The sequence below is a fragment of the Ruegeria sp. BI11 genome (assembly GCF_056538005.1).
Map to the genome: position 1 here is coordinate 1 of NZ_JBQFSM010000006.1, position 24,867 is coordinate 24,867.

25 protein-coding genes are annotated in these 24,867 nt (G+C 53.6%); 14 read left to right on the forward strand and 11 right to left on the reverse strand.

Annotated elements, in window-relative coordinates:
* Nucleotides 1-230: 230 nt before the first annotated feature.
* Entirely contained in the window at nt 231-386 is a 156-nt protein-coding gene (locus tag ACR0DT_RS13820; protein ID WP_480711305.1) for a hypothetical protein, read from the forward strand.
* A gap of 8 nt (nt 387-394) precedes the next feature.
* Here ACR0DT_RS13820 and ACR0DT_RS13825 read toward each other — a convergent pair whose 3' ends face one another.
* Complete coding sequence (locus ACR0DT_RS13825) at nt 395-1,291, reverse strand: LysR family transcriptional regulator (protein WP_480711306.1); 897 nt, start codon at nt 1,289-1,291, stop codon at nt 395-397.
* A gap of 93 nt (nt 1,292-1,384) precedes the next feature.
* Between ACR0DT_RS13825 and ACR0DT_RS13830 the strand changes: the two genes are divergently transcribed.
* On the forward strand, nt 1,385-2,122 hold the full coding sequence (locus ACR0DT_RS13830; protein ID WP_480711307.1) for an SDR family oxidoreductase: 738 nt from the start codon (nt 1,385-1,387) through the stop codon (nt 2,120-2,122).
* A 151-nt stretch (nt 2,123-2,273) separates the two neighbouring features.
* Here the strand turns inward: ACR0DT_RS13830 and ACR0DT_RS13835 are convergent, their stop codons facing one another.
* Nucleotides 2,274-3,176 carry an SDR family oxidoreductase gene (locus ACR0DT_RS13835; protein ID WP_480711308.1) on the reverse strand — a complete coding sequence of 301 codons (903 nt, stop codon included), beginning with the start codon at nt 3,174-3,176 and terminating at the stop codon, nt 2,274-2,276.
* A 184-nt stretch (nt 3,177-3,360) separates the two neighbouring features.
* Here ACR0DT_RS13835 and ACR0DT_RS13840 point away from each other — a divergent pair, with 184 nt between their 5' ends.
* Nucleotides 3,361-4,326, forward strand: coding sequence for an AraC family transcriptional regulator (locus ACR0DT_RS13840; protein ID WP_480711309.1), 966 nt, complete (start codon nt 3,361-3,363; stop codon nt 4,324-4,326).
* Here ACR0DT_RS13840 and ACR0DT_RS13845 read toward each other — a convergent pair.
* Nucleotides 4,306-5,220 (reverse strand): AraC family transcriptional regulator, encoded by a 915-nt coding sequence (locus ACR0DT_RS13845; RefSeq protein ID WP_480711310.1) that lies wholly within the window; start codon nt 5,218-5,220, stop codon nt 4,306-4,308. The two genes, ACR0DT_RS13840 and ACR0DT_RS13845, sit on opposite strands and share 21 nt — an antisense overlap.
* A gap of 95 nt (nt 5,221-5,315) precedes the next feature.
* Here ACR0DT_RS13845 and ACR0DT_RS13850 point away from each other — a divergent pair, with 95 nt between their 5' ends.
* Nucleotides 5,316-6,065 (forward strand): SDR family oxidoreductase, encoded by a 750-nt coding sequence (locus ACR0DT_RS13850; RefSeq protein ID WP_480711311.1) that lies wholly within the window; start codon nt 5,316-5,318, stop codon nt 6,063-6,065.
* An 87-nt stretch (nt 6,066-6,152) separates the two neighbouring features.
* Here ACR0DT_RS13850 and ACR0DT_RS13855 read toward each other — a convergent pair whose 3' ends face one another.
* On the reverse strand, nt 6,153-6,770 hold the full coding sequence (locus ACR0DT_RS13855) for a TetR/AcrR family transcriptional regulator (RefSeq protein ID WP_480711312.1): 618 nt from the start codon (nt 6,768-6,770) through the stop codon (nt 6,153-6,155).
* A gap of 106 nt (nt 6,771-6,876) precedes the next feature.
* Here ACR0DT_RS13855 and ACR0DT_RS13860 point away from each other — a divergent pair, with 106 nt between their 5' ends.
* From ACR0DT_RS13860 to ACR0DT_RS13870, 3 genes are all read left to right on the forward strand, one after another.
* Nucleotides 6,877-7,338, forward strand: coding sequence for a DMT family transporter (locus ACR0DT_RS13860; RefSeq protein ID WP_480711313.1), 462 nt, complete (start codon nt 6,877-6,879; stop codon nt 7,336-7,338).
* Between the two features lie 61 nt (nt 7,339-7,399).
* On the forward strand, nt 7,400-7,855 hold the full coding sequence (locus tag ACR0DT_RS13865) for a nuclear transport factor 2 family protein (RefSeq protein WP_480711314.1): 456 nt from the start codon (nt 7,400-7,402) through the stop codon (nt 7,853-7,855).
* Nucleotides 7,848-8,726: an ergot alkaloid biosynthesis protein gene (locus ACR0DT_RS13870; RefSeq protein WP_480711315.1), complete on the forward strand. Its 879-nt coding sequence runs from the start codon at nt 7,848-7,850 to the stop codon at nt 8,724-8,726. The genes ACR0DT_RS13865 and ACR0DT_RS13870 overlap by 8 nt, the downstream gene beginning before the upstream one ends.
* A 255-nt stretch (nt 8,727-8,981) precedes the next feature.
* Here the strand turns inward: ACR0DT_RS13870 and ACR0DT_RS13875 are convergent, their stop codons facing one another.
* Nucleotides 8,982-9,257, reverse strand: a complete 276-nt coding sequence (locus ACR0DT_RS13875; RefSeq protein ID WP_480711316.1) for a DUF4242 domain-containing protein — start codon at nt 9,255-9,257, stop codon at nt 8,982-8,984.
* 160 nt (nt 9,258-9,417) lie between these two features.
* Here ACR0DT_RS13875 and ACR0DT_RS13880 point away from each other — a divergent pair, with 160 nt between their 5' ends.
* A complete protein-coding gene (locus ACR0DT_RS13880) occupies nt 9,418-11,133 on the forward strand; it encodes an AfsR/SARP family transcriptional regulator (RefSeq protein WP_480711317.1) in 1,716 nt (571 codons plus the stop codon).
* A gap of 225 nt (nt 11,134-11,358) precedes the next feature.
* On the opposite strand, the gene ACR0DT_RS13885 is transcribed toward ACR0DT_RS13880, so the two are convergent.
* The 3 genes from ACR0DT_RS13885 to ACR0DT_RS13895 all read right to left on the reverse strand — a co-directional run bounded on the left by ACR0DT_RS13885 (nt 11,359) and on the right by ACR0DT_RS13895 (nt 14,941).
* Nucleotides 11,359-12,480, reverse strand: coding sequence for a linear amide C-N hydrolase (locus ACR0DT_RS13885; protein ID WP_480711318.1), 1,122 nt, complete (start codon nt 12,478-12,480; stop codon nt 11,359-11,361).
* A gap of 797 nt (nt 12,481-13,277) precedes the next feature.
* Nucleotides 13,278-13,772 carry a DUF6714 family protein gene (locus ACR0DT_RS13890; protein ID WP_480711319.1) on the reverse strand — a complete coding sequence of 165 codons (495 nt, stop codon included), beginning with the start codon at nt 13,770-13,772 and terminating at the stop codon, nt 13,278-13,280.
* Between the two features lie 770 nt (nt 13,773-14,542).
* Entirely contained in the window at nt 14,543-14,941 is a 399-nt protein-coding gene (locus ACR0DT_RS13895) for a nuclear transport factor 2 family protein (protein ID WP_480711320.1), read from the reverse strand.
* A gap of 369 nt (nt 14,942-15,310) precedes the next feature.
* On the opposite strand from ACR0DT_RS13895, the gene ACR0DT_RS13900 reads away from it, so the two are divergent.
* Together ACR0DT_RS13900 and ACR0DT_RS13905 are read left to right on the forward strand one after the other, a co-directional pair.
* Nucleotides 15,311-16,009 carry a hypothetical protein gene (locus tag ACR0DT_RS13900; RefSeq protein ID WP_480711321.1) on the forward strand — a complete coding sequence of 233 codons (699 nt, stop codon included), beginning with the start codon at nt 15,311-15,313 and terminating at the stop codon, nt 16,007-16,009.
* Between the two features lie 188 nt (nt 16,010-16,197).
* Entirely contained in the window at nt 16,198-17,010 is an 813-nt protein-coding gene (locus ACR0DT_RS13905; protein WP_480711322.1) for a DEAD/DEAH box helicase family protein, read from the forward strand.
* Between the two features lie 661 nt (nt 17,011-17,671).
* Here the strand turns inward: ACR0DT_RS13905 and ACR0DT_RS13910 are convergent.
* The 3 genes from ACR0DT_RS13910 to ACR0DT_RS13920 all read right to left on the reverse strand — a co-directional run bounded on the left by ACR0DT_RS13910 (nt 17,672) and on the right by ACR0DT_RS13920 (nt 21,476).
* Nucleotides 17,672-18,487, reverse strand: coding sequence for a sulfotransferase domain-containing protein (locus ACR0DT_RS13910; protein WP_480711323.1), 816 nt, complete (start codon nt 18,485-18,487; stop codon nt 17,672-17,674).
* Nucleotides 18,474-19,787 carry an oligosaccharide flippase family protein gene (locus ACR0DT_RS13915; RefSeq protein WP_480711324.1) on the reverse strand — a complete coding sequence of 438 codons (1,314 nt, stop codon included), beginning with the start codon at nt 19,785-19,787 and terminating at the stop codon, nt 18,474-18,476. Before ACR0DT_RS13915 ends, ACR0DT_RS13910 begins: the two co-directional genes overlap by 14 nt.
* Nucleotides 19,788-20,108: 321 nt before the next feature.
* Nucleotides 20,109-21,476: a glycosyltransferase family 4 protein gene (locus tag ACR0DT_RS13920; RefSeq protein WP_480711325.1), complete on the reverse strand. Its 1,368-nt coding sequence runs from the start codon at nt 21,474-21,476 to the stop codon at nt 20,109-20,111.
* A gap of 417 nt (nt 21,477-21,893) precedes the next feature.
* Here ACR0DT_RS13920 and ACR0DT_RS13925 point away from each other — a divergent pair, with 417 nt between their 5' ends.
* The 4 genes from ACR0DT_RS13925 to ACR0DT_RS13940 all read left to right on the forward strand — a co-directional run bounded on the left by ACR0DT_RS13925 (nt 21,894) and on the right by ACR0DT_RS13940 (nt 24,793).
* Nucleotides 21,894-22,157: a spike base protein, RCAP_Rcc01079 family gene (locus tag ACR0DT_RS13925; protein WP_480711326.1), complete on the forward strand. Its 264-nt coding sequence runs from the start codon at nt 21,894-21,896 to the stop codon at nt 22,155-22,157.
* A 6-nt stretch (nt 22,158-22,163) separates the two neighbouring features.
* Nucleotides 22,164-22,622: a hypothetical protein gene (locus ACR0DT_RS13930; RefSeq protein ID WP_480711327.1), complete on the forward strand. Its 459-nt coding sequence runs from the start codon at nt 22,164-22,166 to the stop codon at nt 22,620-22,622.
* A gap of 613 nt (nt 22,623-23,235) precedes the next feature.
* The gene (locus tag ACR0DT_RS13935) at nt 23,236-23,574 is read left to right on the forward strand and encodes a hypothetical protein (RefSeq protein WP_480711328.1); all 339 of its coding nucleotides are present in this window, start codon (nt 23,236-23,238) and stop codon (nt 23,572-23,574) included.
* Nucleotides 23,567-24,793: an HlyD family secretion protein gene (locus ACR0DT_RS13940; RefSeq protein WP_480711329.1), complete on the forward strand. Its 1,227-nt coding sequence runs from the start codon at nt 23,567-23,569 to the stop codon at nt 24,791-24,793. The genes ACR0DT_RS13935 and ACR0DT_RS13940 overlap by 8 nt, the downstream gene beginning before the upstream one ends.
* Nucleotides 24,794-24,867: the final 74 nt, after the last annotated feature.

Genomic DNA, 24,867 nt, shown 5'->3' on the forward strand with positions numbered 1-24,867 from the left:
CTCCCGCAACCAACTTTAGCACAGTATATCATACATTTACCCTCGCAACTCGCGGGGCTTTCTGCATTCGGCGCGTAGCCACTGGAAGCACTCTGGAAGCAAGCAGGGCACCCTCCAACTCGATCTGCACGCCATCCCGTTCATGTTGGATCGTAACACGTTTGACGGCTAGTGCTTGATGGTCCTTTGCGCTGCGGGACTGAACCTCGCAGTGTAGCGGAAATTTACGCGTGCTGAACGAACGGTCGCTTTGGCCGCCAGAACAGGCATTGCTCCTATTTGCAGAGAACGTCAGCGATGAGCCCAAATCAACCGATGCTGCTTGGCGCAACAATGTCGGCGATGCGCAGAAAGCTGACTTTGCAAAGTCGAGCGGACGGCCCTAAACATTTGGTCAAAGCGCGGCCTTGTCAAAAATGCGAACGACCCAATCGAGGAAAACCCGGACGCGCGGGGAGAGTTGTCGATTCTGTGGGTAAAATGCAGCCAACGGGGTTGGCGATGGTGGCGCATCCGGTAAAACTTCTACAAGGCGTCCCGCTCTCAAGTCTTCCAGAAAACGATATTTCGGAGCTTGTCCAATCCCGAACCCTTCTCGGATCAACTCATGCACTGTGTCTGCGTCATTTGCTGTAACCAGCGCTGGCAACGTAACTTCCTTAAGCTTGCCACCGATCTTGAACTCCAGCGGCAATACGGCGCCAGTGCGCGAAGACAGGAAGCCGACCATCTGATGACCTTTCAGATCGTCTACCGACGTGGGAGTGCCAAACTTGGCCAGATACTCCGGGCTTGCACAGGTGATCTCCGGAAGGTCTGTCAGGTGTCGCGTGATCATTCCGCTATCATCAGGAATGCCGGCGCGGATGACGCAATCAACGCCCTCGCGCACCAGATCCACCAGGCGCTCGGTCTGACCGAGTTGAAGGGTGATCTTGGGATACTTTGCAAGGAAATCAGTCAGGTGAGGTAGAAGAAAGACCCGCGTCAGCGTACCGGGGGCATCAATGCGAAGCAGACCTGACGGTTCGTGCCCACGCAATGCGCCTTCAGCTTCTTCAATATCACCCAAAATGGACGCGCATCTTTGGTAATAGGCTTGCCCATCCGGTGTTGGAGAAACATGGCGTGTCGTTCGATCCAGCAGCCGACTACCAAGGTCACGCTCCAGCCTCTGGATGGCTTCACTTGCGGTAGACCGCGGAATGTTCAGGTCAGAAGCTGCCTTTGTGAAGCTGCCGCGTTCCAGCACCCGAACAAACAGGCGCATGGTTTCAAGTCTATCGATCATTGTTCGCTTTTACCGAATTGTCATTCCAATTCAAGACACATTATCTGGATCAATTCTCCGTCTATCTTCGCTTCAAACAGAAAGGAGATTGACATGGTACACGGACAACGAACTGCAATTGTGACTGGCGCCAGCAAAGGGATTGGTGCAGCCATCGCACTCCGCCTGGCTCAGGATCGCCACACAATCATTGCCAACTATGCAAGTGATGCGGTCGGAGCGAACGAGATTGTAGACGCGATCAAAAAAGCTGGCGGCCAAGCAATCGCAGTTCAGGGTGACATTTCTGACCCATCCTGCATGCCAAGTTTGTTCGATGCGGCTGAACAGGAATTCGGCTCTGTCGATGTTCTGGTCAACAACGCGGGTATAATGCGCCTGAGCGCAGTTGCATCTACTTCCGATGCTGACTTCGAGGCTCACTGCGCCATCAACATTGGCGGTGTCTTTCGCGGCATGCGCGAGGCTGCCAACCGCATGAACAAAGGTGGCGCGATTGTCAGCCTGTCTTCCAGTGTTGTCGGGCTCTATCAGCCGACCTACGGGGTCTATGCGGCAACAAAAGCTGCGGTGGAAGCGATGACCCATGTGCTGGCCAAAGAACTGGGCTCACGTGACATCACCGTTAATACCGTCGCGCCGGGGCCGGTTGGGACCGACTTGTTTATCAATGGAAAACCCGAAGCATTGATTGAAAACATCAAGAAGATGAACCCGTTTGGCCGGCTCGGAACGCCCGAAGACATCGCTGCTGCTGTTTCGCTTCTGGCCGGACCGGATGGCCGTTGGATCAGTGGTCAAACACTGCGTGCCAATGGCGGTGTCGTCTAAGACACTCCTCTCGGAAAGCTATGCTTTTCTGACCAAATGGCGGAAGTGCGGAGATAGCTATCAATCTCACCTAGCGCGAATGGTAGCTATCAGAATTACAATCCGGCAGACGTCCAAGCTGAAATCTGATGCCTATCTACCCTTTTCCTCCTTAATCCTTCGATGAGCTGTAGAGTCCAGCATCAATGTCTGCAATGAGACTTGGCTCTGATGGAGACCAGTTCAGGACCTCTTGGGTCCATGTGCTCGATGCCGGACTGTCTGAAGCAGCCATGAAACTGAACCAGTCAAAATAGGCTTGCGCATCGTCACCGGTTTTGGACGAGACTGGTAACCCCAGACTGCGACCAAGGGCCTCGGCGATATCCTTGAAACGCACGCCTTCTTCGGCAACACCGTGGTAATGAATGCCACCTTCGTTGCGCTCCAAAGCCAGCCGGTAAAGTCGTGCTGCATCCAGGCGATGGACGGCGCACCAGCGGTTTTGTCCTTCGTCGATGTAAGCGCATTCACCATTTTGCGCTGCGATGTCCGCCAGCATCCGGACAAAGCCATGATCGCCTGCGCCGTGTACCGAAGGAGCGAGTCGCACAGCAGCAATCTTCACACCTTTCTGCGCTATATCCGCGCCTGCGTATTCAGTCGCTACGCGGGGGTTTACCATGTCGCCCGTCGGAGCAAGGTCTGCTTCCTTGGACTCAACACCTAGCGTCAGTATCGCTGTGCCGGATGTCGCGAGGAACAGCCGGTCAGAGTCTGCCAACTCGCTTCCGATTGCACGGATCACTTCGGCATCATGAGCGCAGTTCTCTGCGAATTTCGAGAAGTCGTGGTTGAAACCAAGGTGGATCACAGCGTCTGCCTGAGCGGCGCCTGTGCGCAAGCTGTCCAGATCCTCAAGGTCGCCGTGGTGTGCCTCAGCACCGACTTTTTTCAAGGCCTCGGCGGAGGATTCTGAGCGAGCCAACCCGATGACCGAATGGTCGTGATCCAATAGTTCGCGGACGACGGCAGATCCGACATAGCCAGTGGCTCCGGTTAAAAAAACGCGCATTGATATCTCCTATGAAGTGTTGAAACCTGCGCAGCGGCTCAGGTTTTTTGCCATTAAATGTATCGGCGAAAATGGCGTTATCAATAATTGAATGTCTCGAATGTCTTCGCAATCGTCCCAATCTCTTGGAGGAATGGCTTCAAGCTGATAGAGTTCCGATACATTCCAAATCGGCAGAGATCACGTGGACCCTCTTTCTGACATCCTCTCCATCCTGAAACCTCAGAGCCATCTGGCAGGTCTTCTCGACCTTGGGCATCCCTCTGCGATTGGCTTTCCCGATCAGGCGGGTGCTCTGAAATGCAACGCCATGATTTCTGGTGATGCCTGGGTCTCTGTTGAGGGCCGCAAAGAACCCGTTCTGGTTAGGGAAGGCGACTTTTTTATCCTACCGACGGGTCGTCCTTTTGCGATCAAGACCGATCCTTCTCTTGAAGCCGAACCCGTAGAGCAGCTTCTGACAGCGCCACTTTCAAAGGAGCCAGCGGTTATCAACGGTGGCGGGGGCACAATGATTGCAAGTTGCCGCTTTACCGTCTCTCAAGCTCACGCATTCAGGCTCATTTCGATGCTGCCGTCGATTATGGTTATTCCGGCGCAAGAAGAGATCGCCGCCCATCTGGTTCACTCAGTAGGATTGATCCTGGAAGAGCTAGCTGATGCTCGTCCGGGTAGTGCCTTGGTTGCTCATCACCTCTCGCACGTGGTCCTGATCCAGACCCTGCGTCATCATCATGCGGAGAAGGATACCCAACTGAGCTGGCTTAAGGCACTCGCTGACACACGCTTAGCTTTGGCGCTGACTGCAATGCACAGTGATCCCGGCAAGAAATGGACACTGGGCGAATTGGCTGAAGTCGCAAGTATGTCGAGATCAGTATTTGCGAGGCGCTTCCAAGAAGCTGCGGGACAAAGTCCCATGGAATATCTTGCTGTTCTTCGAATGATCAAAGCGAGCGACCAACTCCTGTCATCCCGATGCACCATAGCGACCGTCGCTGATGCCTTCGGATATAAGTCCGAAAACGCATTTAACACGGCTTTCAAAAGAGTGATGGGTCGCCCGCCGCGTCAGTATGTGAATGAGCGTTCCAACGGTAGTTCGGAATCTGTTTTGACCGTCGAGGACCTACCCCGAAGCTTCCAGTAGATTTGTCTTTGAGTAACGTGCGGGAGGGCATCCAACATAGCGGGAGAATGCGGTGCTGAAGGCACTGGAGGACCCATATCCGGTCTGAGCGGAGATTTCAGCAATACTGAGATTACCCGCCCGGAGCATGTGTTTTGCCAATGTCATCCGCCAATTCTGCAAATAGCTCATTGGTGGCATTCCCATGAGCCCTTCAAACCGTGTGAAGAATGCAGATCGAGAAAGCCCGGCTTCGGTTGCAAGAGCTTGAACAGTCCAGCTGTGAGCCGGGGCCGCGTGCATGGCTCGCAAACTGGGTCCAACTCGCATGTCTGCCAATCCACGTAAAAGGCCAGAAGCCGGTGCCGGGTCCGCGCCAGACCGGAAGGCTTCGATCAGTAGGACTTGCAATAGGTTCTCGACGATCACATCTCGCGCCGGCCGGTTTGCGCGAGCTTCATCGCGAACAAGCCCCGTAAGCGCAGCCAACCGACCCTCACCGCGGACAAAGATCAGATCTGGCAGTAGAGAGATCAATAAATCAGCGTCAGGGCTGGCAAAGGTGCAGTGGCCTACGAGTTGTTGAACCTCTGGATCCGCATCAGCCGCCCCAAGCTGGAAAACTCCGTCTTTACCCTCCACCGGGTGGTTGACCAAATCAGCGGGTGGTGGAGGATCCATGCTTGAGAAGGTGAATGACTTGACCGCTGGGATCAGCACAAAATCACCCGCATTCAAAGCCAGGGGCTCTTTCCCCTCGACCTCCAGGCACGCACGTCCGGTAAGAAGTGAGCAGTAGAAGGCCTCGTTTACATCCTCACGATGAACCCGAAACGGCCCCGATGCGTGCACCAGTTTGGAATAGGACGCTTTAGGTTGTAGCAGGGAGATGATTTCAGAGAATGGATCTGCCATTTTGGACCATCAATAACAAATAATGGATGATTGATTATATATAATACCTCCCACGTTGGTTACTTTCAAGGCATCAACGAATAGGAGACAACGTCATGAAGACCGTATTGATTACAGGATGTTCTTCGGGATTTGGGCTGGAGACTGCGCGCTTCTTTCTCGAACGGGGATGGTCGGTTATCGCAACAATGCGTAAGCCAGATGAAGCACTATTCCCGGCCTCGGATCGTTTGACGATCCTGCCATTGGATATCTCGGATAGCGAGAGCATCACAAAGGCAGTGGAAGCTGCGGGCCCCATCGACGCTTTGGTGAACAATGCAGGCGTCGGCTGGCTTTCCCCTTTCGAGGGCACATCAGAAGATAACCTGCGCCGAATTTTTGAGACCAACACGTTCGGCACCATGGAAATGGTCCGTGCCGTGCTGCCACAAATGCGCGCCACGGGATCAGGGGTGATCGTGAATGTCTCTTCCAGCGTCACACTCAAACCGCTGCCGCAGGCTTCGGCCTACACAGCAAGCAAGGCCGCAGTGAACGCCTTCACCGAATGTCTTGCCCTTGAACTGGCCCCTCTTGGCATTCGCGCCCACATCGTTCTACCAGGTCAGGCCCCAACGACGAATTTTGGCAAGAACGCAATGGCACTGATGTCAGAAGCCAATGAAACGCCTGAAGACTACAGGCCATTCGTCGAGCAGACCATGGCGGCTTTCATGAATGCAGACGGGAAGGAATTCACCTTCTCCGAGGACGTTGTTCAGGCAGTCTGGAGAGCCGCCACCGACAGCACATGCCCACTTCGGCTCCCTGCCGGTAAGGACTCGGTCGCTTTGGCGGCCTAATCCACCCAACTACAACAAGACCACCCTGAAAAATTAGAATGGCCGACTCCAATGGGCCGGTCATTTCTTTGAACGTTGGACATGCGCTCACTTCGAAACACTTAGCACGAGGCCTGAAAACCGCCTGATGTCAGCGGACGTCACCCGCCTGTGCTGAACGATCACGTGCCAATAGATCGGCGCGATGAACATATCCAACACCGCACCCCTATCCACGTCTGCATTCAGTTCACCGCGCTCAACTGCTCTTTCCAACATGACCATTGCCTGGGCCCGGCGATCCCGCGTCACGCTTTCCAGAAGTTCAGCAAGCTCATCTGAGCGAGCATGCTCCGCATGGAGGTCCGGCAGAATGCGTCGCACAAGCGGGTGCCGCAGCGTGGCTGCCATCCGGTGCATCAACCTGAGAACATCGCCTTCAAATGATCCTGTGTCCGGAATAGGCGTGATATTCGTTGCTGTCGACTTTACCGCTTCGGTCACCAGTTCAAACTTGGATTTGCTCCTGCGATAAAGCGCAGCTTTCCCAACACCAGCCCGCACCGCAATCCGCTCCATACGCAGGGCAGAATACCCGGTTTCCGCCCATTCTTCGAACAATGCGCGTTGAATTGAATCCGTCACCGTGTCTTGCAAAACGGCAGCCCCGGCCGGCTTCCGACGCGGCCGATCAGAATTTTTTACGTCGGAACTATTGCGTTCCATCGTGATTCTCCTTTATGTAGGACGAGACAGTACCGTTCCGACGCAGTTTGGGGCAAACCCCTAAATACTGCAACCCAATTTTGGCACTTGTGGAAAGGACGCGAAGATGGACCCGAAAATCGCAATTCTGTGGTTTGCGCCTTTGCTTTGCGGGGCCTTGATACCCATCCATGCCGGAATGAACGCAGAGCTCAGCCGCGCGGCTGGTCACCCGCTCTGGGCAACCTTGTTGTCATTTGGAGTTTCATTCGTTTGCCTGATGGTTGGGGTCGCTTGGCTCCGTCCGACATTGCCAAGCTTATCATCACTATATGCGGCTCCTCCCTGGGCGTGGGTAGGAGGTGTGATCGGTGTCATTTACGTGATGGCGACCATGGCTCTGATCCCACGCTTTGGGGCCGCCGCTTTTGTTGCTGCTGTTGTCGCAGGACAAATGACGATGGCACTCATCCTGGACCAGAACGGGCTTCTTGGAAACGCTCCTCGACCAGCAGACTTCTATCGCATCACTGGTGCTGTGCTGTCGATTTCGGGTGTCCTTATCATGCAGTTTGGAAAAGCGACATAAGCCAAGCCATCACTCACAGAACAACCCTCCCGTAAAGAAAACAACAAGAGGTAAGGAGATCATGTCTGAATCGAATAACATACCCAGCTTTGGCGCGATGCTGCGCGGCGCCCTCGGAGATGCAATCATCGCAGAAGCAGGCGAAAACTTTCTGGACATGTGTGACGAAGGCATCGTGTTCGAGTTCCCGTTTTCGCCAGAAGGCTCGGTGCGAGAACTCCGCGGCCGAGACACGATGGCCGCTTATCTGCCAATAGCCGGGGGCCTCATCAGCTTTGAATCCATGAGCCCGGCAGTCACCCATGTTGCCAAAGACGGTGAAACCTTTGTTTTGGAGTTCTCTTGCAAAGGTAAAGGCGAGGCCGGGCGCTACGACCAGAATTACATCTCGGTCATCGAGGTCCAAAACGGACGTATCACGCGCTATCGCGACTACTGGAATCCTCTGGTTCTGCTGAACGCAGTCGGCGGCGTCGAAGTTCTTAAGTCCAAGCTGGAAGGTTTTATTGATGACTAGTTCCATTCTTGTCACTGGCGGCACCGGAAAAACGGGAAGCCGCGTCGTCAAACAGCTACGTGCAAAAGGGCTGGCCCCCAGGGTGGGAACACGCAGCCCACAGAACAAAAACGACGTGCGCTTCGGCTGGAGCGATCCGTCTACGTTCACGGATGCTCTCGAAGGCGTCAGGGCTGTCTACCTCGTAGCACCAACAGACACGGTGGATTCACTGGGAGCAATGCAGCCCGGTCTTGAGGCGGCACTTGTCGCGGGTGTCCAACGCTTCGTGCTACTCAGTGCCTCTTCTTTAGATGAAGGCGGACCCATGATGGGTGAAGTTCACGCCTGGCTGCGCTCCAACGCACCAGAATGGGCCGTTTTGCGTCCAACCTGGTTCATGCAGAACTTCTCAGAGCTTCATCACCGAGATCCCATTCGCGAAGAGTCCGCCATCTACACAGCGACAGAGGACGGCCGAGTTGGCTTTATCGACGCTGGCGATATAGCAGCCTGTGCAACGGCGCTGCTGGTCACTCCATCAGTCGAAAACACTGGCTATATACTCACTGGCCCGGAAGCGATTTCTTATGATGTCGTTGCCGAAAGACTGAGCGATCAATTGGGGCGGAAGATCACCCATCATCGCCTAACCGTCGATGAACTGGCAGAGCGTCATCAAAGCCTCGGATTGCCGGAAGAATACGCAAGAACTCTGGCGGCAATGGACGGTGTAATTGCTGGCGGGTCAGAGGATCGCGTCACTAACAGTGTACTGAAGCTGACCGGATCACAACCAACCTCTATCGATCAGTTCGTACAGCAAAACATGGAAGCATGGACGCAGAGAAAAGATATAAAGATACGAGTGGCTGAGGCAGCGAACATGTGAGATGAGTGTGTCCTTAGCTGACTTTGTCTTGGCCTCGGGGGCGGCAGCAATGTTGCGCATGTCGGAGTTTGCAAAGCTCGGTGATGAATGTCGGGATTGGGCTGCGACCAGCCAACCGTGATGACCGCAGAAACGGCAAGGCGGAGCCCCCGTGCAAGTTTTGCCCAAACCGTCGCAATTTTGAGGCGCAGGTGTATGTTGTCGGCTGGCGCTTTAGGAGGCTGATTTCTATCAGCCTCAGTCAAGTTTTGGTTTCTAAGCGGCGGTGGTCTCGGGTCCAAAGATATTCTTTATCTCGACCACCAAGTCGGCGGGAAACCCACCGTTCTTTGCGTGGCTATAGATTGCCTCCGCATTGTCGGCTTCATGGACGCAATAAAGCTTGTCACCAGCTGCATAGGTCCGATGCCAAGTATAGGGCACACCGAGATTTTCCACGACGCTGTTGGATTTTGCGGAAATGTCCCTGAGTTCTTCTTGCGTGAGCGTGTCGGCACCGGGGATATTCCGCTCTACGAGAAACATCGGCATTAGTCTTCCTTTCCATTGCTTGGTTGAATGAAAGGCAGTTTTAGGGGGCGCCATGAGTGGCGGCGTGTGTGGTAGCAAATTTCTCGAATTTTCTTTCTCACGCATTCTCACACGGTCGTTGTGTTAGAAGCAAATGTAAGAATGAAAGGGATAGGCGCATTTGCAGATACACTTGATTGGCAAGCCAAGGATCATCGCTAGCGACGGAATTGAATGCACGGTTCCAGGGCATCAGCCCTGGGCAGTATTGGCGCGGCTGCTGAGAGCCAGACGTCCGTTGGGTCGCCGCGAACTAGCGGCCGAGATTTTCGCCGATGTAGACGACCCGCTTGGAGCGTTGCGCTGGTGCTTGGCCTCTCTTCGAAAGGCTTTGGGCGCAGAGACGTTGCAGGGTGATCCCATTACGCTCAACCTGCCGGCAGATAGCTATGTAGATGTTTGGATGCTGGTTGCTGGGGAAGTTCCGGAAACGGACTCAACCCGTTTCCTTGACGGAGTTGAACCCGCCTCCTGTGCAGAATTTGAAACCTGGTTGATGATAGAGCGTGAGCACTTAACCAGCGAGTTGTACGGCCTGCTCCGGCGAGAAAGCATGCGCGCGTTGTCTGCGGGCAATTATCCGAAGGCCCGCACTCTCGCTGAAAGGGCAGTCACATGTCGTCCTCTCGACGAATCTGCTCACATCATTCTCGTCAAGTGCCTTGCCACCTCCGGCGAGATGGTTGCAGCCGTTGCACATGTCGACGCGACCGAGGCGCGCATTCTGCAAGAAACGGGCGAGAAGCCCTCGCCGGCGTTGCGGATTGCCGCACGGAAGTCCATAGCGGGCGCGCCACAAGGGGTATCAAAGAACGCCTCGATAGATGCGCTAATTAAGTCTGGAAAGGCGGCGGTTTCAGCCGGTGCCGTGGATGCCGGAATTGATTGTTTGAGGCGCGCGGCGGAAGACGCTGAAGACGCTCGCAATGACTATTTACAAGCCTTGGCGCTTCAAGAACTGGGCACATCGTTGATCCACGCAATCCGTGGCTTCGATGACGAGGGTGCACTCGCGCTTCAGAGCGCAGCCGATCTCGCCATCAGGATCGGGTCTTCGGAGATTGCAGCGCAGGCTCTCTGTGAACTGGGTTATAGCGAAGCTCTTTCCGGTCGGCGGCCATCGGCTGCGCGATACCTTGAAGACGCGCTCGGATATGCAAAGAGCAACGAAGACTGCTTGGCAAGCATCCATGCTTTCATTGGTTTCAATCTGGTTGATTGGGGGAAAGTGGAGCTTGGTGTATCACACTTCCAACAGGCACTTGAACTCGCCCGCACAGCGGGTAATCACCGACGCGAAATCTGGGCCCTGGGTATTGGTGCGCGGGGTGTGCTTCGTGCAGGCCGCGCGCATGAGGCCCGAGACTGGCTGACTCAATGTTTGGATCTTTGTGATGGCACTCGCTGGCTTGCTTTCCGACCGTGGGCCGTTTCGCTTCTCGCAGAGGTCAGGCTCGCCTTGCACGAAGTAAGCAATTCCACATTGAATGATCTTGAAGAAGCCCTCGCTCTCAGCAATCAACTCGGCGATCCTTGTTGGCAGGCAGCAGCAGCTCGATCCCTTGCCTTGGTCCAAGTCGATGCGAAGAACTATTCCGAGGCGGGCAAATGGCTGGCGCACTCACGGGAGAGGTGCTGCTCGGTTACTGATCTTTACGCAGGGCTACTGGTTGAAATCCTTGCCGATCAAGTACGCCTGTCCCAGTTGCGTGGCGATGATAGGGACGCCAAGTCGCTGGCGAGAGAGCTTCTGCCATTGGTTGCCAAGACGCACGCCGACGCGCACTTGGACTTCGCAATGTCTGCTTTGAGCTCGACAAAATCTAGTTTGAATTAGAGTTTTTTGAACCAGCTAACCGACTATCCGCCAAGTCTGTTCCAGGACTTGCAAAGCTCAGTAGTGAAAGTCCGGTTTGGACTGCTCCAGTCACTATTGCGAACAGTGGCGAACGCGACTTCGAGCCCAACACTGCTAGTTTCGCTGGGGCGGAAAGTCCTCTATTTCGAACTTGTTTTGGGCCGCAGCCAGCGATGATGCCGCCATGGCCCGCGTGGTATCGCGTCAATTCGTCGGGGTCACATCGACCAACGTGGGTTCGCGATCACCGCTGGTCTCAAAGACGATCATTGTGTTTCCCATGGCTCCGAAGTCAATCTGCTTCATATCAACCATGTGCACCGTTCTGTCGTACATCGTGTGATAGTAGTAGACGAGGTTCAAGGAGTCCGCAGCGGTCGTGATCTGTGTTGCGCTGTAAAGCAGGTCATCCGATTGCACATCGTCTTGCGCGCCCTCCGCTGCATCGGCAGGAATGTTGAAGTTGTCCAGTATACGGAACGCCTCGCGCACGGTGTCATAGCCGCCATGCGTCTCCCGCGCTGTTTGGGAAAAGGCGACCGCACGGACAAACCGGGATGGGGGTGTGAAGTCACCAGGCAGCCCTATCATGCCGCTCCCGGCGCCAAGGGGCGCGAAGGTCACGCCGCTTGCCTCAACTTCCGGAAGCCCGAGTGCCGACAGGTTTACGTAGTTGTTTAGGTTGGTCATGTGCCAATCGTAGTTTGGCGAATTGGTGATCACCCCAAGCGGAGCATCGAAAATCGTCAGTTCGCCATCAATGTACTCAACAACGATCCTTCCGCCGAACCGGTCAGCAACCAACATATGAAATGGGAAGGGAAATCCGAGTGTCTCATCCACAACCCCGACGACACGGACATTCGCTAACCCGGTGGCAGCCTCTTCAACTGTCTCAAACTGGGAAAGAACATAGCTGGCGAGCAGATCGCCGGGAATCGTGTTGTCGGCAAGGTCAGAATCGTACTCCTGATACTCGGTAAATCCGGGCAGATAAAACAGTCCGGCGGTCAATCCAGCTTCGTTGATCCCATCTGCGGGAGCTCCATGATCCAGCATGCTGATACCGACCATCCCAAAACGACCCGTCCAGTTTGCTCCGTCTTGCCCATCTGGCATTTCGCCTGCGGAATACGTGAAACCTCGGGGAATAATGTTGATCTTTGTCTCAAGATCGAACGGCCCCCACTCGGCGGTCCTAGCGCGAACGATGCTTCCATCCTGCCCCGTCAACATGATGCCAGTACATCCCCAAGCCATCGATACTGAAGCCACAAAGGCTATGGTCGCTTTCGGCAATGTTCGAAGTAACTTGAAATGACGCATGGTCGTTCTCCAATTGGACTGATCTGATCTCATGAACTCACTCAATCAAGCTACCACACTGGTTCTCAAGTTGAATGAAGTTTGCATGATCTCTAAATTGGCGAGAAAGTCCGCCTATTCCGTCCCTCGGACTTTGCAAATTCCGACTCTGAATGTCTGGTTTGGGCTGAGACCAGCCAATCATGCTTGCTGCGGAGAACGGCAACACTGAGCCCAATTGCCCGTTCTGATTGTTGTAAACATCCAGAGGTTATGCCGACCCTTCCGTCATCCATGTGCTCCACTCGGGTGATCGGTTTAGGGCTTTTCCGTCTGCACCCGCTGAATGTGCAATGCTGTAGGCTACAATACTTCCTTCTCAATGGAGTGGGGTACTATGGTGTTCGACTGGTTCGAAAGCATGGAAAATTGACAAACCAACGAAATCGCAAAGGTCGTATTCGTTCAGACTAAATTGGCCCATTGGTTCTGAAGTCACACCGTGCTGGGCAATTCCTACTAATCCTTCAAGAAAATCGCCCATATAGCAGCAATGATGACAAGGGCGCCGGCTGCGAACACCAATGCGATAACGCTGAAGAACAAACGCGGCTGGCTGGAGCGGCGGATAATCGAGAAATGAAATCTTATCTGGCCTCTGAGTAAACCATCCGCTGCCATCGAAATGGCAAAAAGTCTAAGTGACCGTGCACTGGTTCCTTCCCATAGTTGTTACCATTGCTCATTCTCGGTTAATGCCAACGGTAAACCGGTTAGGACAAAAAGCGCTGCGAAGGCCCACATCAAATATGTAAAAATCATCGAACCGGTGACCACACGCCTTTTTCAATCCAGTAATTGACCAAAGCGGCTTCTGCAAATTCACCGAGATCAGGATGGTCGCAGAAATAGTACAGAAACCTCAAAACGGCCTCTTTCTGTACAGGCGTCAATTGGTTGAACTTGGACTTCCTGAACTCATGCAGCATTTCTTTCGATGTGCCGGGGTCGAGTGCAAGTAGAATGCTTTCACCGGCATATTCCGGACTGTCTGAATTTCGCAGAGTCCATATCAGATACGCGGGCAAGTAGTACTGAAAGGCTTTGGCGCTGAAAGCCGTCGGGGCAGCGTAGCTGTATACGATCATTTGATCGGTCATCTCATGCCATTTGACCCCGCCGTAGAATTCAAGAATATCCACGTCATCCATACATTCGGGGTGAAGAAGTTCATCATCAGCAGGTGGATCAAGACCATCAAATGCAGCAATGATCTGGGTTGCAAGAGCTTCCGTTGTTGTTACCTTTGGCATGGTGCCATCTTAAACTGGCTGAAACGCTGAGATCGAGCGTATCAGCAAAAATTCGGATTCGAGTGATTGCGATGGACAACGGACAGAGGCTCTTTCAGGACGTCAGTCATGAATTCCACGACAATTCCATTTATGCCCTAAAATTGATTTCGCCTGACCCATACAACAATGACTGGGTGAGCGAACTAATACTCGATATCGACCACATTGAGGAGTGGATCAGGCAGGACAACGGGCATTTCAGTTTTTCCGTTTGCCAGGTCAACCTGTGTTTCGAGGGCGTTTCAGATCTGTCAGTCTGCTTTTCGTTTCCGGACTCGACCATAACACCGCTGCCAATTGACCGGATTACCCGGTCCAGAGAACCGGTTCGGATCCACGGAAAAGAATATTCGGAATTTGCCTGGACCATCGAACTGAATGACCGTCGCGGCGGTCGCATTTGCTTCCACGCCACTGGGTATCGCTTTGAAAGGGTCGGAAAACCCGTCACCTGCGAGGAACAATGTATACCCAAACATTGGCGCCTACCGCAGTAGATGCAGAAGACTGTGTGACCACCTCGGCAACGAATGCCATTGGAGCCCACCTGCCATCTCACTTCAATCGCAATTGGGTACGCATTTGGTAGGAGGTACTGCACCTGTCACAGTTGGCTGCGAGTGCATTCCGCATAGTTAGACCGAATACGTAAACGAGTTTTCGTTTGCTGAGGATCAGCTTTGCTGCCTTCTCAAATGCTAAAATACCCGCTTTGCGTGGCGATATTACTATGAGAAAGTGCCACCGCCCTGTCTGGCATGGTCGTCGCGGTCGAACCAAACCAAAGACAATTGTATCAAGCCATTTTCGTCGAGGGTCCACTCCTCCCAGCCCAACAGGCGAACAGGAGAATCTTCACGCTTTCCGGGACCGACGAGCATACCGGTGAAGAGAGCGTGGTTCCCTGATAAACGAAAATCATGCAGCATCACAGAAGAACCAGGAAAATCACGGAAGAACGGTGCTGCGTAATCCGAAGCAATCGCTCCCCGACCTCGAATTGCTTTGCCGGAATTGAGCCGTGCCGCCCCATCTTCAGCGAAATGTGCCGCTACCTGCGCTGGATCGTTGGAACTCCAGGCAGCAGCGTACGAAGAAGCTTTCTCTAGCGCATCAGCAAACAACATTTCGGTTGCCCTTTCTCGGACATGGCCGCTCTTTGGCTTTGAAGGTGAGACCATGGATGTATCTTAGACGCGTACGTGCAATAAGTCATAGGTATCCGCGTTTTAGGCGTTCAATCCCAGCGCAGCGAAAGAGCACTCCTCCGAACCGGGCGTTCGCAAAACTCGCAGCGACAGCGTCGGACGCACCCAAATTTCTGTTTTCTGCGGAGGTGACGAAAGTCGGCCATACGTCTGAGCCAACCGATATTCCACCAGCACATGTCTCGCGCGCTTCACTGCCACGTTCCCAAATTCGTGAGCGCTATTCCGTGGACCCAATCAGAGCATACGACTAGCATCAGTGATTACTCAGCACGAAGGGAGACAAACATGTCGAAGTTCACCAAAAGAACAACTGTTCATGGGGTTGCTGCACTGGTAATCTGCTGTTTCGCAACGGCCGCACAGGCGCAATCGGCAGGTGAGGAGATGTCGTTCTTCATCACGAGTGTAGGCAAGGGGGATGGTGCCAATCTAGGAGGCCTCGAAGGTGCCGATGCTCATTGCAATGCACTTGCTTCCGCGGCCGGTTCTTCGAAAACTTTTGCGGCCTATCTGAGCACCTCAATGTCCATTGATCGCAGCACTGACCCGATGACAATCACCAATGGCATATCTGCACGCGACCGGATCGGGTCGGGTCCTTGGTATAATGCCAATGGAGAGCTTATCGCCAACAATGTTGAAGACCTGCACAGTGACGGTGTCAATATCAATCTACAGACCGCGCTCGACGAAAACGGCAACCCTGTCAATGGGCGTGGCAGTCAGCCGAACAAACATGACATTCTTACTGGCTCCGATTCCGCTGGATATTTCTCGACGGCAGGTGGTGACACGACATGCAGCAACTGGACTTCGAATAGTGAAGACGGGTCTGCGATTGTCGGACACCATGACCGTGTAGGTCTCAACGATGCCCGAAACATGTTGTCCTGGAACTCATCGCACGGCTCGCGCGGTTGCGGGGAGGAACATCTGCCACGTTCTGGCGGGGCGGGCCTGTTTTATTGCTTCGCAACTGACTGATCAGGCAGCATTGGTGCGCGTGTCACCCGCATTGCACCTGATATTGTCTGGTTGGCTTTAAAGGTCGCGTTCTGGAAACGGTTTTTGGGCAGCAAAGCCCAATTGCCGTTTCGGCCTGTGGCCGACACCGAATTAGGAGATTCGCAATTTCTATCGACAGTTTTGCGGACACTGAGATTGGAAGACACTTGGCCGACGCTGCTCGTCGTTGCCGCATGGTTTTCTTCACCGGACTACCAGCATCTGGAAAGTCATTCCTGTTGCGTCAGCAGATATCCATTTCGGTCTCCTTGGGACGTCGCGTGCATATCATGCGTTGGGATAAGGGGCTCGCGGCGTTTCAGACCAAAGACATACTAACAAAGTATCCAGATGTTTCGGATGGAACTCATCCGTTGATACGAAGGGCAGCTGGATTGTGGGGTCGGAGAGCCCTGGCGCGATGGCTGGCAGAGAAAACCGACCTCACAGACATGATTATCGGTGAAGTCCCTATCATCGGAAACAGGTTTTCCGAGTTCATCCAGGCGCAGCCGGATCAGGTTGAACCAGCCTTAGCTTCCGAGGAAACCACATTCATCTTTCCTGTTCCCACAAAGAGCTTGCGCGCCAATCTCGAAGCCATCCGAAGGTCTACGTTTGCGAACCCAAAACATCCTGATGAGGCCAGAGATGCGCCACCATCGACAATGGAACTGGCTTGGCGCCAGACATGCGCCAAAGCCGCAGAATTGGGCTTAGTCTCTGAGGTGGATATTCACTCCCCGTACGAGGAGACGATCTATTTGCGGTTTTTTGAGCACCTGCTGCAACACCGAAATGCCATCGGAATTGCGGTCGATACGATTTATTCAGATGCCGGATCAGCCCATGACCTGAATGCGAACATCTTGGAGCTCAGTGCAAGCCCAAACGAAGTGCAACGTGCTGTCGCAGAGGTAGAGGCTGCTTTCACAGTCGAGGAAGTCGCCCGAGACGTCGAAAACTGGTATCAAGTGTAGTCCCGGGTAAAAGTCAGCTCCATTGGTATATCCGAAACCGCTAAGCTTGGTTGCGAAGGTCCAAACTGGCCTGTCTGCGGCCCTCCGGCGCAAGCGAGCCAATGGCGGAAAAATCCGCAAGACATCTTTAGCGCACTTCAATGCTGGGTCTGCCATCCGTCCCAATGCGGTCATTAATTCAAACAGCCAGAGCATGCGTAAAGTTGGCCTGTTAGATTAATAGTTCCGCTGACGTTCGGCAAAGGCCAAATCCTACTCCCGCAACCAGAATACAGGCAGCCCGTTCGATCCGCAAACAGTTCACTGGACTAATTGTTCAGCGATCAAACCCAGTCAGGCTCATAAGCGGTAGGTCAGATGTGTAAATCATACTCCCGCATCCAAAAGTCTCAAAACCGCCTGCAGAAACATCGCTGCGGACGTTCTGCTTTATTTTAAGCGCCAAAAGACCCGCCAGTTCTCCCAACAAGTTCTATAGTAAGTCGCCCGCTATTGGGCAGCAGCTGAATCTCCGACAGCAATCCACGAATGCTCCATGTGGCCACTGTATTCGTGGCCGGGTTGTTTAGGATAAAGCGATTGTTTTGCTTAAATCAGAAGCGACACAATGAGCAAGGACCTGATTTCAAGTACGACCGACACAACAATTCAATCTCGTGTCTTAGATGTAAGAAGACAGAAATTGACGTTCAGATGCCAGCAAGTCTTCGAGGAAACTCAATTCGCTGTCAGTCGGGGCTAGCTTCGTTGTTTTGCCACCACTATAAAAAATCGTTTTTAGACCAGCACTCTTGAGCGCGTTTACAACAGAATATAGCCCAATAAACCGAAGCGCACGAGCACTGTAACGTCCGATGCGCGCGAGAACATACGATCTTGGCGCTGTTGCCTCATTGACGCGCCGCGAGGCCATAATTCCAGCGTCTTTGATCGGCAACCCCAGCCCATTTGAGAGAGTCTCTACATAGCCGTCAGGATCTTCGGCCAGATCTGATTGTAGAAGAACGGTGACACTACTGAAATGCGCCTTCCAGATTGGCAGGTGCTCAGAATACCGACTTGCATCAATGATCTCAGGATACTTTTGCACCGCTTGTTGCAGGGGCAGCTTCGTGTAGCCACGGGCCATATGCTGATAGTGCGACCATGCTCGCTTTACTGGATCGCGCAGGGTCACAACAATTGGAATATCGCCTAATTCTTCGGCAATCTTCGGGGCGGCGGTACTAGCGACATGAAAAAGGGAGGGGCCCACTTCGATGATTTTGACGTTTTGATCAGGGTCAAAGTGCCTGAAGTGTTTTTCGTACCAAGCCAGCCCGCGGTGATGGTACCTGTCGAAATAAAATGTCTCCTTGACGCCACTTGGAAGACAGATGTCCCCGCGGCTTTCGAAATACTCGTGAATCCAGCTTGTGCCGCACTTCATCGGACCCACCACAAGCGCGGTAGGTTTAGATCTTTTAGGCGTGATCATTTTTCGGAACCCTTTGTCTGAAAAGAGTGGTAGGCGGGTCAATCGCAAGACTAATAATCGCTGCGTGCCTTAGAGCAAGATTTGAGACAACGATGGCCAGGAATGCGGCCATGGCAGCGCCGGTCGCTCCAAAGAAAGGAATGAGTGCCAAATTCAGCACGATGGTAGAAACCAATGCCAGTGCAAACGACAAGAGAGTACGATTCTCGTTGCCTGTCATATTGAGCAATGGGATGACCGCGCCGTTTAACATGGCCAAAGTATTGCCGGCAGAGAGGATCAGCAGTGGGATCTGCGCAGCCATGGCATCTACTCCAAAGAGTAGGGCTAATATCTGTTCACCAAAGGCCGCATAAATCAGCAGCCCCGGCACCGCTACGCAAAGCGACAATATGATGCTGGTACGCAGTAGGGCGACTAACTCGTCATGGTTCAGACCTTTGCGCAGTTGGGCTAGACGCGGCGCGAGTACAACATTCACGGCCTGCGACCCAAAAGCTACCAGCATTGCGCCTTGCAGGGCTATTCGATAGACGCCAACCGCCGTTTCCCCGATCAAGAGCCCAAGTAGGATCAGATCCGCTTGCCGTGTCGCTACTTGCACGCCGCCGATAGCAGTAAATGGTATAGCAGATCGTAGCCACGCGCGGTGTTCAATTTTTACCTTGTCTGTAGCAGCAAGTGCGGCTGGAACTTTGCGCCAAAACAGGGAGCGATTAAGCGCTGCGGACAAAGTTACTGCTGCGACCATTGCCAAGGTAGCGTGGGCTGCCGTCATCGCTCCGGGTAGCACAACGTTGAGCAAGAGCGAAATAACGATCAGAAGGACCGGGCGCAGCACTGTATCGGGAAAGAGTGCTTCTACTGGTTTTCCCAGGCCTCGCAAACCGCCGGACCAGTTTCCCATCAAGGAAAACCCGGGTAGCAGCAGTGTGGAAATGGCAATTGAAAACGCGAGATCGCTGGTCGGGAAGAACGTTAGAGCGACAAACGCAACGATACCGCCGACCACGACGCAATAGATGGTGCTGAAAAGAAGAATCCAACGCATAACGCCATGCAGTTTTGCGGGATCGTTTGCGTCGGCTGCACGGGAAACTTCGCGCACGACAAGTTCTGTAATGCCGTTCTTTGTCGGAATCGCAAGACCGGTAGCCACGGCCAGGCCGAAGGAGAAAAGACCGAACTGAGCAAGACCAAGAATTCGGGCCAAGACAATGGTCACAAGGACACCCATCAGCGCCTGCGAGACCTTCAACGCCCCTGTCCCAAGGCTTTTACTCAGAATACCGCGGATCATGTCTTCGTCTCCTGAGTGACGTTCTCATTGCGTTGCCCTCTTGAAGTTATTCCGGGGCCAGCGATGGCGGCTCTAATGGATTGTTTCAAAAGGCTCTATCACGAAGCGACAGGTTTGCAGGAATGTTTGCCCACTGAGGTATTTCTGCCGCTCCGAACGAAAATAAAGTGCAGAAGGACGGTCACAATTTAGGCCGCCCGCATACGGATTAAGGCGAGTTGTGAATGTTGTGGAGCTACGCGTTTGGCGCTTTTGGGAAATGCTTCAATGATGCATGGTCGGTCGCCGTACTCAGCAGAGCCACCTTTGCTTTCTGCGTGGCTACGTCGACTGTTGTCTTGTCCGACACAACGCTCGGATTTCCTCAACGTACTTGCCGATAACTATGCTCTCGTCGAACTCGTTCTCCATCTTGGAGCGTCCAGCGCGACCCATCTCGCTACGTGCCTGAGGGGAAAGTGCAATCACGCGCTCCATTTTGTTCTGAAGGTCGGCTGCATCACGCAAGCCGCACAGGAATCCGTTGACGCCATCATCCACGGTTTCGCGGCAACCGGGGGCATCGGTAGTGATAATCGGTCGCCCCACAGCCGAGGCCTCGAGTAGGGTGCGTGGCGTGCCCTCGGGATAAGCCGAGGGCAGCACGACGCAGTCTGACTCTACGATTTCCTGCACCACGTTGTCCGAATAGCCCAGGTATTCGATGTCACCGGCATTTACCCACTCATCCATCTGCGCGCGCGTGATCGCAGCCGGATTGTCGTTGTCGAGCGAACCCAGCAAGCAAAAGCGCACATCGCCATGGTGCTGTCGGATAGCGCGCGCGGCTTCCACGAATTCGCCAACACCTTTGTCCCACAACATCCGCGCGATAAGCACAAAGCGCAAAGGTGCGTCGCGCCCTTCCTCGGGTAGAGGCGTGAAAGAGAATTTTGTGAGATCCACGCCCGATCCGGGCAATAGGTCGTGCTTGTTGTGTCGGACGACACCGTTGCTCGTAAACAGCTCGCGATCGTCAGGGTTTTGGAAAAAAACCATAGCGGCTTGCTTTAATGCCATCCGGTAGAGCCCCTTGGCGACCCGTGTCACTAAATTGTCGGACACAAAGACCGTACCCAATCCCGCAATGTTGTTGATCGTGGGAATGCCCAGCTGGTGCGCAGCGAGCGAGCCATAGATATTCGGCTTGATCGTGTAGCCAAGGTATACATCTGGGCTAACCTGCTGCAAAACCCCTCTAAATCGACGAAAAAGAATGTAATCTGACACCGGATTCTTGTTCATTTTCATAGGCACGTCTACATGGGAAACGCCCATTTTCATCAGCGGCTCGGTGTATTCATCCTTTGGCGCCACGATGACGACATCGTGGCCCTCGTCTTGGATTGCCCGGATTAGATTCCTGCGCGCTTGCCACACGTAGTGCGACGTGTTCGCGCCTATCGCAATTTTCTTCTTAATATCCAAAGTAATATTGTTCCCAAGATTAATCTGACTCAGCCGCCCGATCGGGGCCGTTTGGGTGTTAAAACTGTTCCTGCTTCTTTCTTGTGAATGGGTTGCGGTCAAGGCCTCTTGAGCGGAACCTTTAGGTAACTCAGGCCAAAAAGGTTGTATCGCACGGTCTAAATTGGCTAGTACGGCTGACATCAGACCATCAACAGACTTAAACGACTTGACGCCCAGCATCGATCGCGTTCGTTTTTGGTAAAACGGTGCTCTTGTTTCTCGACGTTGCTGATGGCTTTGAAGTTCTTTCGAAACACCAGTGATCTGTTCATCACTAAAGTAGCTATTCCTTCTTATCTGTCTCCTCATGTGGAGGACAGGCTAACCTCAAATTTAAGCGGGCTTGGTCAAGTAATTGAGGCTGCGTGTTCATAACGCAGATACAACAGCGCAGACTGCCATCTGCACGTTCACTGTGTCATCGTATGCAATCGTGTCTGCCAAGTTGAAACCTTTTAGGCACAGGATTGTTAAGAATTACTGAGCTGCGAGGACGAGGTGGAAACACTTTCTGGAAGGTGGGTGAAGTACCTTACGCATTCGAAATGAAGACAAGCCCGTCTGGTCGGGTGCACAAACCATCCAAGGAGAAAACTAATGGCAGATGATTTCGCAGATCAGCGCGCCGGTCTGGATAGCCCTCAGGGACATCACGCCGCAATTACCCCAAGCGATATCGTTGATCTCCCCAACGCTACTCGGGCGCTATGGGTCGGAAATGGCGGCAATATCACGGCAACCACGATTTTTGGCGAGACGGAAGTCTATGGAAACGTCCCAAGTGGTTCGCTTTTGCCCGGGCGGTTTACTCGTATTCATGCGACCGGTAGTTCAGCAAGCAGCATTTTGGCTCTCTGGTGATCTGATATGATCAGTCTCGGGCTTTCCATCACATCACTAGCCGCGCGGTCGCGACGCGGCATCGCTTCGCTGAATCTGGTAGCTAACGGAAACTTCGGAGCGGGAACAACTGATTGGCGACCGGCCGGGTCAACCTCACTTGCTATTGAAGCTGGAAGACTGCGTGTCATTGCCGGAGAGTCGGCGATCAGGGTGTCTCAGGTGGTAAACGCCCTAGTGGAGGGGCGACAATACCGACTAACTGCGGATATCGATGCTTCTGCCAGCACCGCAGCCGTCACAGCTCACGTGAACAGTGTTGTCAGCCCGACTGGCTCCCTCACTGTTCTCAAAGCCGCAGCCGGGCAGTCAGGCACCTATGAAGCGACTTTCACCGCTCGTGCGGGTGACGACGTACTGCTTTTCCATAACTTTCTGGGGCGCGGCGACTACTGGCTGGACAACATCGAGATTAAGCCGATCTGATCAAGAAACGGCTACCTTGGCAGGCGGTTCTTAGACCTCCTGCCTGTCCCTATTTTTGTAAGCGGCTCTGGTCTGATCGACGCTATAGGCGAGTATTGCAAGAAACACCCAGAAAAGAGTGTTTCGCAGACCGTTGACGCATAGGGGTTGAAAGCAAGGAAAAACACTGACGAACAACGATGTAGTAGCAGAAAACGATCGCCAGAATGGTGAAATTGTTTCTCTTGACCGAATTGGTTGAGATGAAAGCCAGTAGAGACATGGCGGTCAACGAAAGATGATAGATTTTAATCGAGCCACTTGGCAGCAGGTAGATCGGGCTTGTCAGGATTCCCAGAAACAAAAGAAACTATAACATTAGGCCCTAACTACCTTCATTCTAGCTGCGGCTGGAATGCAATAAGAGTGATTTTCGCCTTTGTCATCGTTGGCGAATTCTGGCCTGAGAAAAAACGCCAAGTCACTCACCAAGCTTCATAGCAATGCAGGTTTTATCTTCTGCCCCGCGCCAGCCAGTCTGGAACGTCCGGTTTCCAATATAATTCATATTCGTTGATATTTTGGGTTTCGCGCGCTTAACTGATTGAAGGGTCGTTGAAAATCGGAGGTTCGAATGAACAGTTCTATTTCAGAGGCCGCGCTGGAAAGGCTGCCATTCTGGGTAACGCTGCCGGGTGAAACTGACGGTTTCCTAATTGTTGTGGGCTGCGTGCTTGTTCTTGTGCTGCTGGGTTTCGGCGCGCTTTACTTCACAGTTCAGGCCATTCCGGACCGTATGGCGGCGGGTGCGCACAAGGTTCAGATGCAACTCGTGGGCATTCTGGGCTTGATTTCCCTGTTTACGTTGAACAACGCGTTTTGGATTGCCGCGATCCTGATCGCTGCGGTGCCCTTGCACGAGGTGTTTCCGCTGAGCTCTCCCGATAAGAACCCAGAGGTCGACGATGCTTGAGCTTGTATTCTCGGCCCTGATCACGATCCTGCCCGACTATCTGTTCCGCCGCTACCGACAGGGTAAGCGGTGGGGCCACGAAATCACCCTGTTCAATGTTTGGTACGAATTGCGTTGGGGGTTAACGGCCTGCGCGATACTGGCCGTGACCCTGATCACGGTTATTTTCTACTTTCATCCATCCACACGCAACGTATCTGCGGCGTTTCGCACGGTGACGGTCCTTTCTGACCGACCCGGTCGGGTTGCCGAGGTCTATGTTGGCAACAATGCGTCAGTGAAAGCCGGTGATCCTATTTTCCGCCTTGATACAACTCGTCAGGAAGCTGCCGCAGCCACTGCGCAACGCCGCATGGAGGAAATTGATGCCGCGCTTGGTCTTGTTTCGACAGAAATAGCCGCAGCAACAGCAGGGCTGGATGCGGCAGAGGCCGATCTTACCCAGGCGACAGACGAGCTGGAACGCCGCCTGTTGCTGGCTGAGCGAAATGATGCTGCCGTCAGCGAACAGGAGTTGGAACGCCTGCAAACGGTCGTGTCACGCGCGACCAGCCAACAGGCAGCTGCGATGGCGGCGCTTGATGGCGCAAAGCTGCGCCAGACAACTCTGTTGCCTTCGCAACGAGAGAGCGCGCGCGCCGTGTTGCGGGAAGCCGAGAATGAAATTGCCAAGTCAACGGTGTTTGCCGAGGTGGACGGGACTGTCACTCAATTTCTTCTAAAGCCGGGCGACATCGTCAACCCGATCCTGCGGCCGGCTGGCATTCTGGTACCGGATGTCACCGGAGAGGGGCGGTTTGTGGCGGCCTTTGGCCAGATTTCGGCAAGCGTACTGAGACCTGGCATGCTGGTTGAAATTACCTGCGCGTCCAAACCACTGAGTGTGATTCCGATGATTGTCGATGACATACAGGAGGCCATAGCAGCAGGGCAATTCCGGCCGGGCGATGCGTTGCTTGATCAACAAGATCGAGCGCGGCCAGGTACAATAACCGTTTTTCTTCGGCCGATTTTCCCCAGCCACTTGGACCAAATCCCGCAAGGCAGCGCCTGCGTAGGTGTCGCCTATACCAGCCGAGCCGAAGAAATCGAAAACGGAGAAATCACAGGGTTGTCTGCATTTGTCGCGCGCATCGTAGACGGCATGGGCATTGCAAATGCCATAGTCCTAAGGGCGCAGGCAATTTTGCTGCCGGTCAAGGTTCTGGTTTTTTCATAATGACCGGAAAATTCAACTGGTCCCGGCCACTCTCCGTCGCAGGTCGGAGCAGGCAACGCAAGCGAATTAGACCT